We start from the raw sequence: 12,783 nt of genomic DNA, 5'->3' as shown, positions 1-12,783 counted from the left end.
GCCGTTCGCGTTCACCCAGCACAGCACGCGCGGTCATGAAGATGGCCTCCGGCCCCCGGAGTCCATCTTATCGGCGCCCTCCGACGGTTCCGCGAGAAGAGATCAAGCCTGTGGACAAGTCGGTGAGGCGACGGCCGGGTCGCGGAAGGGGCGCGCTGGGCAGCGAGACGCTGTCCACCGGCTTGATCATCATCGCCGGGAACTGTCCGTGCCCGCCGGTAAAATGGTCATCGGGGGCCGGAGGCGCGCCCTTGATCATCTCCCGGGCCGCCGCCGCTGTCCGCCACAGTCATCAACCGAGGTTCGCCGGGTGCGAACTCGGTGGGTGGGTCTCGGACAGCAGGGCGAGCAGGGCAGGCAATGCGGTGGTGAGCTGCGGGCGCGAGCAGGCCGCGTAGCCGAGGGCGATGCCGAACCAGGTCGGCGGGCCGTGGTGGTGCCGGGCCAGGCCGTCGAGTTCCAGTCCGCGCGCGGCGGCAGCGGCGATCAGCCGGTCTTCCGCGGCGGCCGACGGCAGCGGGATCACCAGGTGCGCTCCCGCGTCGTCGCCGAGGAAGCGCACGCCGGCCGCGCTCAACGCGTCGACCAGGAACGTGCGGCGCTCGGACAGTTCGCGCCGCAACCGCCGCAGGTGTCGACCGAGGTCTCCGTTGCGCGCCAACTCCACCAGCACGAGCTGCCCCGCGGGCGCCGGGCTGGTCCCCGTCGCCTCCCGGTGCGCCAGCACCGCCGACACCACGGTCGGCGGTGCGACCATCCACCCCGCGCCCAGTGTCGGGGTGAGGATCTTGCTCGTCGTCCCGAGGTGCACCACTACGTCCGGCGCCAGCGACGCGAGCAGCGGCAGCGGTGCGACGTCGTAGCGCAGTTCGCCGTCGTAGTCGTCCTCGATCACCAACCAACCCGCCCGCCGCGCGCGCTCCACCAGCGCGACCCGCCGCTCGGCGGACATCCGCCGCCCCAACGGGTACTGGTGCGCGGGCGAGCAGTAGACCGCGCGCGCACCGGCGGGAATGACGTCGAGGAGCAGACCGTCCTCGTCGACCGGCGCGGGCACGACCCGCAGCCCCGCGGCCTCCATCGCCTGCACCGCGCGCTGGTAACCGGGTTCCTCCACCGCGACCACGTCACCGCGGCGCAGCACGGACGCGGCCAGCTCGGCCACCGCCGCCGTCGTGCCGCCCGTGGCCAGCACCGACTCGTCCACGCTCACCCGCAACCCGCGGTGGCGCAGCAGGTGCTCGGCGACGACCGCGCGGTAGGCGGGCAGGCCCGCGCGCTCGTGCCGGGCCAGCGGCAGCACGTCGGCCGCGCCCCGCCAGGCCCGGCGCCACGCGGGCTTGTCGATGCCGCCCGCCCACGGCGAGCCCGGTCGCAGGTCCACAAGGGAGGGCGCGGCGCCGGGGGCGGGCGCGGGCCGGGGGCGCGCGTCCGGGAAGCCGGGCGGCGCGGTCGTCACGTAGGTGCCCGAGCCGTGCTTGCCGGTGATCCAGCCCTCGGCGTGCAGCTGCTCGTACGCGGCGGCCGTCACCGTCCGGCTGACGCGCAGCTGGACCGCCAGCGCCCGCGTCGACGGGAGCCGGTCGCCGCTGCGCAACCGGCCGTCACCGGCGGCGGCGCGCAGCTCCTCCGCGAGCTGCACGGCCAGCGGCACGGTCGACTCGCGGTTCAGGGTGACCGGCAGGGCGGGGCTCTCCGACACCAGTGGCCTCCTGAAAACTCCTCGCTGTGGCCCTGTCAGGATGCCACTCGCGTGCGGCAGCGTGGTAGCCGTGAACCCGAACAGCACCGGCACCGCCCCTCTGTCCCCCACCGAGCGCAGCACCATCCGCCGTGGCGCCAAGCGGGCCGTGGCCGAGCGGGACGCGCTGTGGGCCCTGCTCGACGCGGGCCTGGTGTGCCACCTGTCGACCGTGGTCGGCGGCGCGCCGCTCGTGCTGCCGACCGGCTACGGGCGCGACGGCGACACCCTCTACCTGCACGGCTCGACCGGCGCGCTCAGCCTGCGCACGGCGGCCCAGGGGATCGAGGTGTGCGTCGCGGTGACGCACGTGGACGGGATCGTCTACTCGCGTTCGGCGTTCCACCACTCGATGAACTACCGCTCGGCCGTCATCCACGGCACAGCGGTGGTGGTGACCGGCGCGGAGCAGAAGACGCACGGCCTGCGCGTGCTGACCGAGCACCTGGCGCCGGGCTCGTGGGAGCACTCGCGGCAGCCCAACAAGAAGGAGGTCGCCGCGACCACCGTGCTGGCGCTGGACCTGACCGAGGCGGCGGTGAAGACCCGCACGGGCGGGCCGAACGACGACGAGGAGGACATCGCCGCCGACACCGCGTGGGCCGGGGTGCTGCCGCTGCGCACGGTCTGGGGCGAACCCGAGCCGCAGACCGCGCACATCGCCGTCCCCCCGCACATCGCGGGCCGCGCAGGCTAGACCCGTTCGAGCCCGGTGACCTGGCTAGACCCGTTCGAGTCCGGTGACCGGGTCGATGCGGTAGTTGCGCATGGCCGGGCGGGCCGCGCGGTAGACGTGGATGCTGACCGCCGGATCAGGTGAGTCGTTGGTCACCTGGTGCACGTAGCCGGGGCCGAAGACCCGCGACTGCCCGGCGACGAGCGCGTGCAGCGCCTCCGCCGCCCGGCCCGGCACCGCGACCCGCTCGGTCAGCGCGCCGCTGACCACGGTGAAGGCGCCGCTCGCGGACGAGTGGTCGTGCAGGTCGGTGCGCTGCCCGGGCAGCCAGCTCATCAGCCAGACCTCCTGGCCGTCCGCGCGGTCGACCAGCGCGGCGAACCGCTCGGCGGGGTCGTAGCGCAGCAGGTGCGCCCAGCGGGACCGGTCCTCGGCGTACCGGCGCGCGATGAGCGCCGGGTGCGAGTCGGCCGGCGTGGCGGTGAGGGCGATGGTGTTCGGCGGCACGGCGAACATGGCTGGTTTCACTCCAGGAAGGGATGTTGCTCTGCGGGACGCGCGGGCTCGGCTCGGCCACGCGGGTGGGCCGGGGGGACGGGCTGGGTCACCGACAGCGACAGAGCGCGCTCGCGACCCGGCTGAGGTCGATGTGACCCCGCCGGTCGGTCATGGCGCGTAGCAACACGCCGCGAGTCGAACCAGGGGCCGACGCCCGGGTCAACGGCGCCCAGGTTCTGGGATGGTGTGCGGATCTCCGACGCGCGTGGTCGGAGCGGGAACCCGCACGCCGTGTGATCCGCGCTACACAGCGCCGGTCCCGGGCACCCATCCGCGGGCCCCGGTACGCCGAATGACCGGGCAGCGCCGCACGGCGCGAGGGGCGGCATCGAGGAGAGTGGCATGGCCGAACGGGTTCGGCGGATCACCGGTGGCGCGGGTGCGGCCGAGGCGGGCCCACCCGAACCGGAGGTGCTGCTGCAGCTGGTCGCCCGCGGTGACGAGGGCGCTTTCGAACGGCTCTACGACGCGGTGTCCGCCCCGGTGTTCGGGTTGGTCCGGCGGATCGTGCGGGACCCGGCGCAGTCGGAGGAGGTGACCCAGGAGGTGCTGCTGGAGCTGTGGCGCACCGCCGCGCGCTACAACCCGGAGCGGGGCAGCGCGATGACCTGGGTGCTGACCATGGCGCACCGCCGCGCCGTCGACCGGGTGCGCTCGGCGCAGTCGGCGACCGACCGCGAGGACCGGGCGCACCGGCGGGAGGCCGCGCGCCCGTTCGACGAGGTGGCCGAGCAGGTGAGCACGCGGTTGGAGCACGAGCAGGTGCGCCGCTGCCTGTCCTCGCTGACCGACCTGCAGCGGGAGTCCGTGGAGCTGGCGTACTACCGGGGGTTGACCTACCGGGAGGTGTCGGAGCTCCTCGGCACCCCGCTGGGCACCATCAAGACCCGATTGCGCGACGGTCTCATCCGGCTGCGCGACTGCCTGGGGGTGGCTCGATGACGACCGCGGACATCCACGCGCTGACCGGCGCCTACGCCCTCGACGCGATCGAGGAGTTCGAACGGGCCGCGTTCGAGCGGCACCTGGCCGAGTGCGACTCGTGCGCGCAGGAGGTGAGCGAACTGCGCGCCACCGCCGCCCGCCTGGGCGCGGCGGTGGCCGAACAACCGCCGCCCCGGCTCAAGGCGCGGGTCATGGCGGGCATCGCCGAGGTGCGACAACTCCCGCCGGTCGGCCCGATCCCCGGCCCCCGCAACCGCCGGTGGCCGCTGCGCCTGACCGGTGTCGCGGCGGCGCTGCTGCTGGTGGTGTCGGTGTCGCTGGGCGCGCTGCTGGTGCGCAACCAGCAGCAGCTCGACGACGAACGCGCCCAGACCAAGGCCGTGGTGGCGCTGCTGTCCGCCGACGACGCCAAGGTCCTGTCCCGAACCGGCGGCACGGGCGTGACCGGCACGGTCGTCGTCTCGCGCAGCCTGGGGCAGGTGATGCTGATGGCCGCGAACGTGCCCCAGGCGCCGAGCGGCAAGACCTACCAGGTGTGGCTGATGGAACCGGACGGCACCAAGCCCCGCTCGGTCGGCGTGATGAACCCGGACAGCGCGGGACGCATGTCCACCTTGGACACCGCGCTCGGCAGCGCGGGCATGTTCGGCGTCAGCATCGAGGCCGCGGGCGGCTCGTCCACCCCGACCGACGTGGTCATGACGATGCCCCTACCCGCGTGATGAAGAGGATTCCGACCGTTTAGACCGGGGCATACCGGACGCGGACCGGCACCGACCGAAGGGTTCGGCGCCGGTCCGCTTGCTTGTCACCCGACTCTGCCCCCACGACCCACCCAAGCAACGCGCCGCCCCCACGACCCAGCCCCCTGACCCGACCGCCTTCCACGCACTATCCCCAGCCGCCCCACAGGCCGCCGCAAGAATCCCGGCCCCGCATACGCAACACCCGCACCCACCCGACCGGCACCGCGCCCACCTCTTCCCTTCCTCCCCTCTTACCCCCCAACCACCACCCTCGCGCACGCGAAGCACTCCCACCAACACCCCACCCCAGCTCTCCCCTCCCCGAACCAACCTCCTTCCGCTCTTCTCTCCCGAGCCATCCACACAACCGCCGCAGGATCCCAGCCCCCGCCGAACGCGACGCGCCCCTGCCACACGCCTTGATTGGGTGGACTTGCTTTGCGTGGGGGGACGAGCCTGCCAAGCTTCCCGGCGGGTGGGGTGGCTTGCCATCCCCGCCGCTTTTGCCCCACCGCGGGCTCGTAGGGGCCCCGCGCAAAGCAAGTTCGCCCGATCGAGGCCGCCCTTGTTTTTCGCGTGGGGCTGGACTGATGAACCCGGCCCGGCGCTGGTCTGGCCTGGGTGGTGAGGTGGGTATCGATCGCCCCAGCGGGGACCTGTTCTCCCGTGGTCTGAACGCGAGAATCGAGCTGTGCTCGATGGGGTGAAACGTCTTTGCGCGGGGCCCCTACGAACCTGCGGTGGGGAAGAGCGGTGGGGAGGGGCAAGCCCACCCCACCCGCGGGAGAGCTTGACAGGCCCGTCCCCCCACACAAAGACGTTCCACCCCATCGAGCAGACAGCAGGAGCGCGAAAAGTTCTGCGGGGTCGGGCTGGCACACGTCGGCGGGCAGTGGGCTCGGCCTGGCGGGGCGGGGACAAGTTGCGAGGCGACTTGGCCTGGGTGGGCGAGTACGGCTCGGGCGGGTGGGGCCGGGCTCGGTTTGGCGGGGCGGGGAAGGGTTGCGAGGCAGCCTGGGCGGGGTGGGCGAGTGCGGCTTGAGCGGGTGGGGCCGGGCTGGCACACATCGGCGGGAAGCGGGCTCGGCCTGACGGGGTGGAGACAGTTGCGAGATGACCTGGGTGGGCAGGGCGTGCGCGGCTTGGGCGGGTGGGGCCGGGCTGGCACACATCGGCGGGAAGCGGGCTCGGCCTGACGGGGTGAGGACAGTTGCGAGGCAACCTGGGTTGGGAGGGAGTGTGCGGCTTGGCAGGTGGAGGCCGGGCCAGCACACATCGGCAGGCAGCGAGTTCGGCCTGACGGGGTGGACACAGTTGCGAGGTGACCTGGGTTGGGAGGGAGTGTGTGGCTTGGGCGGGTGGAGGCCGGGCCAGCACACATCGGCAGGCAACGGGTTCAGCCTGGCGGGGTGGAGACAGAGGTGGCCTGGCCTGGGTGAGCGTGTCCGGCTTGGCTGGGGCTTGGGGGTCACTTTCTTTGTTTGACAACCCCGCCCGGACCCAGGACAGCCCCCGCCCTCCTCCGGGGGGACAGCCCTGCTCCAGCCTATCGGCACCAGGGCACCGGGAAAGAGACCGCGAAATCCTGTGGATGGACGCGGCGGATGTGGACAACTCGCGATCAAGGAAAGTCCCGCCGAGTGGGCCAGCGGGTTCGGTGTGGCGGGCTGGAGACAGTTGTGAGACGGCCTGCGTGGGCAGGGCGTGCGCAGCTTGGGCTGGCGGAGGCCGTGCCGGCACACGTCGCCGGGTAGTGGGCTCAGCCTGCCCCGAAACCGACCTCTGCCGGGCGGTCAGGAACCTGACGCGCGGCAGAGCTGGGCAGCCTGCCGACCAACCCGGACGCGACCCGGGCGGTCAAAGCCGGTCGAGCGCGGCGCGGAGGTCGGCGGTCAGGTCGGACGGGTCCTCGCAGCCGCACGACAGGCGGAGCAGTCCGGCGGGGACCGCGTCTCCCCACCGGGCCCGGCGGTCGGCCGTGGTGTGCAGGCCGCCGAAGCTGGTGGCCGCCGAGACGAGTCGGCTGGCACCCAGGAAGGCCGCGACCGCGTCCTCGTCCGCCAATTCGAACGTGACCACCCCGCCGAAGCGGCGCATCTGGCGCGCGGCCACCGGGTGCGCCGGGTCGTCGACCGACCCCGGCCACCGGACGCCGCGTACCGCCGGGTGGGCGCGCAGCACGGCGTACACCGCCGCCGCGTTCTCCGCTTGGCGCGCGAGCCTCAGGTCCAGCGTGCCCAGGCCGCGGTGGGCGAGCCACGCCTCGAATGGACCCGCGACCGCCCCGCTCGCCGTGCGTTCGGCGCGCAACCGGGCCGCCAACTCCGCGTCGCGGGTGCTGATGTGCCCCAGCACCAGGTCGCTGTGCCCGGACAGGGCCTTGGTGTCGCTGGCCACCACCACGTCCGCGCCCAGCTCCAGCGGCCGCTGCCCCAAAGGCGTCGCCGTCGTGTTGTCCACGGCGACGAGCGCGCCCGCCGCGTGCGCGAGCGCCGACACCGCCGCGATGTCGCACACGTCGAGGCCGGGGTTGGACGGTGTTTCCAGCAGCACCAGCCGCGCGCCTTCGACCACCGAGGCCGACCACTCCCCCGCCGTCGGCACCTCGCGCACGTCCAGGCCACCCATGTGGTCGCGGACGTACGAACGGGCCAGGTAGTACCCGTCCGATGGGAGCACGACCGTGTCACCCGGCCGGAGCACCACGCGCAGCAAGGCGGACACGGCGGCCATCCCGGACGCGTAGACCAGGCAGTCGCCGCCGTCGAGGTCGCCGATCGCCGACTCCAGCGCGCGCCAGGTCGGGTTGTCCGCGCGGCCGTAGAAGTCGCCGCCGGGCTCGCCCAGGTGGAACTGGGCGGCGAGCACCGGCTGCGGCGGCAGCGGTTCGCCCGTGCGGGCCGGTTCCAGACCCGCGTGCACGCAGCGGGTGCCGTCGCCGTCGTTCACCGTTCCGGCTTCGTCTTGCGGCCGATGAGCTGACCGGCCATCTCGTGCAGGTCGAACCCGTCGTGGCAGACCCGGTGCACGACCTCGGTGATCGGCATCTCCACGCCGTGGCGCACGGCCAGTTCCCGGATGGACGAACAGGACTTCACGCCCTCCGCGACCTGCCCGCCCACCGCGGCCTGGGCCTGCGCCATCGTCTCGCCGCGGCCCAGCCGGGCGCCGAAGGTCCGGTTGCGCGACAGCGGCGACGAGCACGACGCCACCAGGTCGCCCAGCCCGGCCAGACCGGCGAACGTCATCGGGTCCGCGCCCAGCGCCGCGCCCAGCCGCCCGATCTCGGCCAGGCCCCGGGTCATCAGCGTGGCCAGGGTGTTGGCGCCGAAGCCCAAGCCGTCGGCCATCCCGCAGGACAGCGCGATGACGTTCTTGCCCGCGCCGCCCAGTTCGCAGCCGATGACGTCGGTGATCGTGTACGGGCGGAAGTAGCCGGTGGTGCACGCCTGCTGCAGCGCGACCGCGCGGTCGTGGTCGCGGCAGGCGATGACCGTCGCGGTCGGCTGCTCCTCGGCGATCTCCTTGGCCAGGTTCGGCCCGGACACCACCGCCACGTGGTCCTCCGGCACGCCGGTGACGTCGACGACCACCTCGCTCATCCGCTTGAGCGTGCCCAGTTCCACCCCCTTGGCCAGGCTGACCAGAGTGGCGTCGGGGTGCAGCAGCCCGCGCCAGGCCGTCAGGTTGTGCCGCAGCGTCTGGCTGGGCACGGCGAGCACCACGGTGCCCGCGCCGTCGAGCGCCAGCCGGGGGTCCGATGTGGACCGCAGGCTGTCCGGCAGCCGCACCCCGGGCAGGTAGGCGCCGTTGCACCGGGTCTCGGCGATCTCCTCGGCGACGTCGCGCCGCCGGGCCCACAGGGTGATCTCGCGGCCGGTGTCGGCCATCACCTTGGCGAAGGTGGTGCCCCACGACCCCGCGCCGAGCACCGCGATCTTGTCCGCGCCGGTCATCGCGCCGTCCGCTCAGCCGGAGTTCTCGTCGGCGGCGCGCGCGGTGCCCGGCCGGTAGAAGTCCGCGGGCTCCGGTTCGCCGCGGACCTCCGCCAGCAGCGCGCGGACGTGGGACATCAGCAGGTCGGTGACCTCGCGCAGCAACTGGTTGGTCACCGGCTGCCCCCGGTAGGCCGACAGGTCGACGGGGTCGCCGAGCAGGGTGACGACCTCCTTGCGGGGGAACGGCCGGAACTTCTTGGTGTAGCCGTCCCAGATCTTGTTGCTCCCCCACCGCGCAGCGGGGATGACCGGCACGTCGTTGTCCAGGGCCAGCCGGGCGACACCGGTGCGGGAGCGCATCGGCCAGCCCTCGGGGTCCTTGGTGATGGTGCCCTCGGGGTAGATGAGCACGACCTTGCCCTCGCGCAGCGCGTCGTGCGCGGCGCTGAGGCTGTGCTTGGCGTCGGTGGTGCCGCGGTAGACGGGGATGCCGCCGGAGCCCGCGAGCATCTTGCCGAAGACGGGGACCTTGAACAGGCTGTCCTTGGCCATGAACCGGGGGATCCGCTTGTTGCGGTGCACGAAGACCGCGTCGTTGGGCGGGTCCAGGTGGGAGACGTGGTTCATCACCAGCAGCGCCGCGCCCTCGGCGGGCAGCTTCTCCGCGCCCCGGTAGGTCCGCTTGCCCAGCCAGCTCAGCGGGTAGAACACCACCGCGGCCGCCCCGATCCAGAAGCCGCCCTTCTCGCGCTTGCCCAAAACCCGCTCCTCCTCGTGCTGCCCGGCCCGTGACCGGTGAGTCTCCCTGGCGTCCCGCGACGGGTCCACCACCGGGGTGCCCGCCGCGGCGCGCCGCGCACTGGCAGTATCGAACGCGTGGCGGACCTCGCGCTGGTGGACCTCGTGGTGCCGGTCAAGCACCTGGACCGGGCGAAGTCCCGGCTGCGCGGCGCCGTGCCGGGTGGACTCGACGCGCACCGCGCCCTGGTGCTGGCCGTCGTGTCCGACACCATCGGCGCCGCACTGGCCGCCCCCGGCGTCCGCCGGGTGCTGGTGGTGTGCGAGGACTCCCGGGTGGTCGAGGCCCTGGCGGGCACCGGCGCGGAGTGCGTCGACGAGCGCGGCCTGCCCGGCCTGAACGCCGCCCTGCGCTTCGGCGCCCGGCGGCTGCGCGCCGACGACCCGCGCGTGGCAGTGGGGGCGTTGCAGGCGGACCTCCCGGCCGCGCGCCCTTCGGACATCGACGAGGCCATCACCGAGGCGGACGGCAGGCGCGCGTTCGTCGCGGACCGCCCCGGCACCGGCACGGCCCTGCTGATCGGCGCCCCGGGCGAACCGCTGGCCCCCCGCTTCGGCCAGGGCTCCGCGACCGCCCACGCCCGCGACGCCGCCCGCGTCGGCGACCACCTGCCCTACCTGCGGTGCGACGTGGACACCCCGGACGACCTCACCCTGGCCCGCGACCTGGGCCTCGGCCCCCGCACCGCCCGCGTGCTCGAAGCCACCTGCCGGGTCTGCTGACGCCCGACCACATCCCGCCCAACCCTCACCCCAGCGCGGGCAAGAGGTCCCTGGCATGGGGAACCAGCGCCACCGCCCTCGCAACACGCAAAAGTGGCTTGGCCCACCTCGAAGCCACCTGCCGGCCTGCTGACAACCACGCTTCGCCCACACCTCGCCCCAGCGCGCGCGAGGGGTCCCCTGGCATAGGGGAACCCCTATTTTCAAGCCTACGCGGCAACGACCGAGCGGCGGAAGTCGACCTCGACCTGTGGACAACTCGGGCGGATGTGGAGGACCCGCCCCCGACCAAGATCAACCACAGCGAGCCCGGCCGGGCCACGCCCACGGCCAAGCGCCGCCGGACGAGCGGCGCCGGATGGGACAACCGGTGCCCAACCGCCGAGAATTCACGGTGGCGTCGGTCGCGCGGGTGCGCCATCGGTTGTCACGTGCCTGACAATGGGCCGGTGAGCACCTCGGACCAAGAGCAGTTGACCAGCCAGGACGCCCCCGCGACCGGAGCCGCCCCGGCGCAGCGCGCCGTGCCGTCCGCGCCCCCGGCGGTGACCCCCGCCGCGGTGCCGACCGACCTGCCCGACGACCGCTACCTCAACCGGGAACTGTCCTGGTTGGACTTCAACTCCCGGGTCCTGGCGCTGGCCGAGGACGCCTCCCAGCCGCTGCTGGAGCGGGCCAAGTTCCTGGCGATCTTCGCCTCGAACCTCGACGAGTTCTACATGGTGCGGGTCGCGGGCCTCAAGCGCCGGAACGAGACCGGCCTGTCGGTGCGCAGCGCCGACGGGCTCACCCCGCGCGAGCAGCTGGCCTACATCGCCAAGCGCAACCAGGAGCTGGTCGACCGGCACGCCAAGGTCTTCGAGGACCAGGTCCGCCCGGCGCTGGAGGAGTGCGGGATCCGCATCGCCAACTGGGAGCAGATCACCGACGAGGAACGCACCCGGCTGTCGAACTACTTCCGCGACCAGGTGTTCCCCGTGCTGACCCCGCTCGCGGTCGACCCGGCGCACCCGTTCCCCTACATCTCGGGGCTTTCGCTCAACCTCGCGGTGACGGTCCGCGACCCGGAGGGCGGCCGCGAGCGCTTCGCCCGCGTGAAGGTGCCGGACAACGTGCCGCGGCTGGTGCCCATCGACCGCAGCGCCGACGAGCAGGTCGCGGTGTTCCTGCCGCTGGAGGAGCTCATCGCCGCGCACCTCGACGCGCTGTTCGCGGGCATGGACCTCACCGAGGTGCACGCCTTCCGGGTGACCCGCAACGCCGACATGGAGGTCGAGGAGGACCGCGACGAGGACCTGCTCAAGGCGCTGGAGCGGGAGCTGGCGCAGCGCCGGTTCGGCCCGTCGGTGCGCCTGGAGATCGCGGGCGACATGAGCGACCACATGCTCGAACTGCTGCTGCGCGAGCTGGAGGTGCACCCCGGCGACGTGGTCATCGTGCGGGGCCGCGACTCCGACGGCTTCGACGGCGGCCACGCGCTGCTGGACCTGTCCTGCCTGTGGCAGATCTACGGCGTGGACCGCAAGGAGCTCAAGGACCCGCCGTTCGTGCCCGCCACGCACCCGGCGTTCGGCGAGCGGGAGACCCCGAAGAGCATCTTCGCGACGCTGCGCGAGGGCGACGTGCTGGTGCACCACCCGTACGACTCGTTCTCCACCAGCGTGCAGCGGTTCATCGAGCAGGCCGCGAGCGACCCGCACGTGTTGGCCATCAAGCAGACCCTGTACCGCACCTCCGGCGACTCCCCCATCGTGGACGCGCTCATCGACGCGGCCGAGGCGGGCAAGCAGGTGGTGGCGCTGGTCGAGCTGAAGGCGCGCTTCGACGAGCAGGCGAACATCAAGTGGGCGCGGGCGCTGGAGAAGGCGGGCGTGCACGTGGTCTACGGCCTGGTGGGCCTCAAGACGCACTGCAAGACCTCGCTGGTGGTGCGCCAGGAGGGGTCCACGATCCGCCGCTACTGCCACATCGGGACGGGCAACTACAACCCCAAGACCGCGCGGCTCTACGAGGACGTCGGCCTGCTCACCGCGGAGCCCGCGGTCGGCGCGGACCTCACCGACCTGTTCAACGTGCTCACCGGCTGGGCCCGCCAGGACGAGTACCGCAGCCTGCTGGTCGCCCCCTACGGCGTGCGGCGCGGCATCGTCGAGCGGATCGAGCGCGAGGTCGAGCACCTGCGGGCCGGTCGCCCGGCCGGGGTGCGGATCAAGGTGAACTCCCTGGTGGACGAACAGGTCATCGACGCGCTCTACCGGGCGTCGCAGGCCGGGGTGCCGGTGGACGTGGTGGTGCGCGGGATCTGCGCGCTCAAGCCGGGTATCCCCGGGTTGAGCGAGAACATCCGGGTGCGGTCCATCCTGGGCCGCTTCCTGGAGCACTCGCGCATCTTCCACTTCGCCGGGTCCGACGAGCACTGGATCGGCAGCGCGGACATGATGCACCGCAACCTCGACCGCCGCGTCGAGGTCACCTGCCGGGTGACCGACCCGAGGCTGACCGCGCAGCTCGACGCCATCTTCGACTCGGCGCTGGACCCGTCCACCCGGTGCTGGGTGCTGCTGGCCAACGGCGAGTGGGAACCGTCGCCCGCGGACGGGTCGACGGTGCGCGACCACCAGGCCGAGTTGCTCAAGCGCCACCGCGCCACCGGCTGAG

General features: G+C 73.1%; 10 protein-coding genes. 5 read left to right on the top strand and 5 right to left on the bottom strand.

Annotated features, from left to right (window positions below; genetic code table 11):
• Nucleotides 1-292 precede the first annotated feature (292 nt).
• Nucleotides 293-1,705, bottom strand: a complete 1,413-nt coding sequence (pdxR, locus tag CLV40_RS28085) for a MocR-like pyridoxine biosynthesis transcription factor PdxR (protein WP_245931623.1) — start codon at nucleotides 1,703-1,705, stop codon at nucleotides 293-295.
• Nucleotides 1,706-1,772: 67 nt separating this feature from the next.
• Here pdxR and CLV40_RS28080 point away from each other — a divergent pair, with 67 nt between their 5' ends.
• Nucleotides 1,773-2,438: a pyridoxamine 5'-phosphate oxidase family protein gene (locus CLV40_RS28080; protein ID WP_245931621.1), complete on the top strand. Its 666-nt coding sequence runs from the start codon at nucleotides 1,773-1,775 to the stop codon at nucleotides 2,436-2,438.
• A gap of 24 nt (nucleotides 2,439-2,462) precedes the next feature.
• On the opposite strand, the gene CLV40_RS28075 is transcribed toward CLV40_RS28080, so the two are convergent.
• A complete protein-coding gene (locus tag CLV40_RS28075) occupies nucleotides 2,463-2,933 on the bottom strand; it encodes a cysteine dioxygenase (protein ID WP_104482007.1) in 471 nt (156 codons plus the stop codon).
• A gap of 384 nt (nucleotides 2,934-3,317) precedes the next feature.
• Between CLV40_RS28075 and CLV40_RS28070 the strand changes: the two genes are divergently transcribed.
• Together CLV40_RS28070 and CLV40_RS28065 are read left to right on the top strand one after the other, a co-directional pair.
• Nucleotides 3,318-3,917, top strand: coding sequence for a sigma-70 family RNA polymerase sigma factor (locus CLV40_RS28070; protein WP_104482006.1), 600 nt, complete (start codon nucleotides 3,318-3,320; stop codon nucleotides 3,915-3,917).
• Entirely contained in the window at nucleotides 3,914-4,642 is a 729-nt protein-coding gene (locus CLV40_RS28065) for an anti-sigma factor (protein WP_104482005.1), read from the top strand. The genes CLV40_RS28070 and CLV40_RS28065 overlap by 4 nt, the downstream gene beginning before the upstream one ends.
• Before the next feature lie 1,881 nt (nucleotides 4,643-6,523).
• Here the strand turns inward: CLV40_RS28065 and CLV40_RS28060 are convergent.
• Genes CLV40_RS28060 through CLV40_RS28050 form a run of 3 tightly spaced genes read right to left on the bottom strand, consistent with a single transcriptional unit; the run spans nucleotide 6,524 to nucleotide 9,363 of the window.
• On the bottom strand, nucleotides 6,524-7,615 hold the full coding sequence (locus CLV40_RS28060; protein WP_104482004.1) for a cystathionine gamma-lyase: 1,092 nt from the start codon (nucleotides 7,613-7,615) through the stop codon (nucleotides 6,524-6,526).
• Nucleotides 7,612-8,622 (bottom strand): NAD(P)H-dependent glycerol-3-phosphate dehydrogenase, encoded by a 1,011-nt coding sequence (locus CLV40_RS28055; protein ID WP_104482003.1) that lies wholly within the window; start codon nucleotides 8,620-8,622, stop codon nucleotides 7,612-7,614. The genes CLV40_RS28060 and CLV40_RS28055 overlap by 4 nt, the downstream gene beginning before the upstream one ends.
• 12 nt (nucleotides 8,623-8,634) lie before the next feature.
• Nucleotides 8,635-9,363, bottom strand: a complete 729-nt coding sequence (locus CLV40_RS28050) for a lysophospholipid acyltransferase family protein (RefSeq protein ID WP_104482002.1) — start codon at nucleotides 9,361-9,363, stop codon at nucleotides 8,635-8,637.
• Nucleotides 9,364-9,480: 117 nt separating this feature from the next.
• On the opposite strand from CLV40_RS28050, the gene cofC reads away from it, so the two are divergent.
• Both cofC and CLV40_RS28040 read left to right on the top strand, forming a co-directional pair.
• Nucleotides 9,481-10,125, top strand: a complete 645-nt coding sequence (gene cofC / locus CLV40_RS28045) for a 2-phospho-L-lactate guanylyltransferase (RefSeq protein WP_245931620.1) — start codon at nucleotides 9,481-9,483, stop codon at nucleotides 10,123-10,125.
• Nucleotides 10,126-10,598: 473 nt separating this feature from the next.
• Nucleotides 10,599-12,782 (top strand): RNA degradosome polyphosphate kinase, encoded by a 2,184-nt coding sequence (locus CLV40_RS28040; protein WP_245931622.1) that lies wholly within the window; start codon nucleotides 10,599-10,601, stop codon nucleotides 12,780-12,782.
• Nucleotide 12,783 lies beyond the last annotated feature (1 nt).

The sequence above is a fragment of the Actinokineospora auranticolor genome (assembly GCF_002934265.1).
Classification (GTDB): Bacteria; Actinomycetota; Actinomycetes; order Mycobacteriales; family Pseudonocardiaceae; genus Actinokineospora; species Actinokineospora auranticolor.
Note: the sequence above shows the minus strand (reverse complement) of the source record. Positions and strands in the feature narration are given on the sequence as shown.

What these genes read in the sequence shown, in the direction of transcription:
- CLV40_RS28055 (WP_104482003.1), bottom strand. Translation starts at nt 8,622, where the DNA reads ATGACCGGCGCGGACAAGATCGCGGTGCTCGGCGCGGGGTCGTGGGGC.
- CLV40_RS28070 (WP_104482006.1), top strand. Translation starts at nt 3,318, where the DNA reads ATGGCCGAACGGGTTCGGCGGATCACCGGTGGCGCGGGTGCGGCCGAG.
- CLV40_RS28075 (WP_104482007.1), bottom strand. Translation starts at nt 2,933, where the DNA reads ATGTTCGCCGTGCCGCCGAACACCATCGCCCTCACCGCCACGCCGGCC.
- CLV40_RS28065 (WP_104482005.1), top strand. Translation starts at nt 3,914, where the DNA reads ATGACGACCGCGGACATCCACGCGCTGACCGGCGCCTACGCCCTCGAC.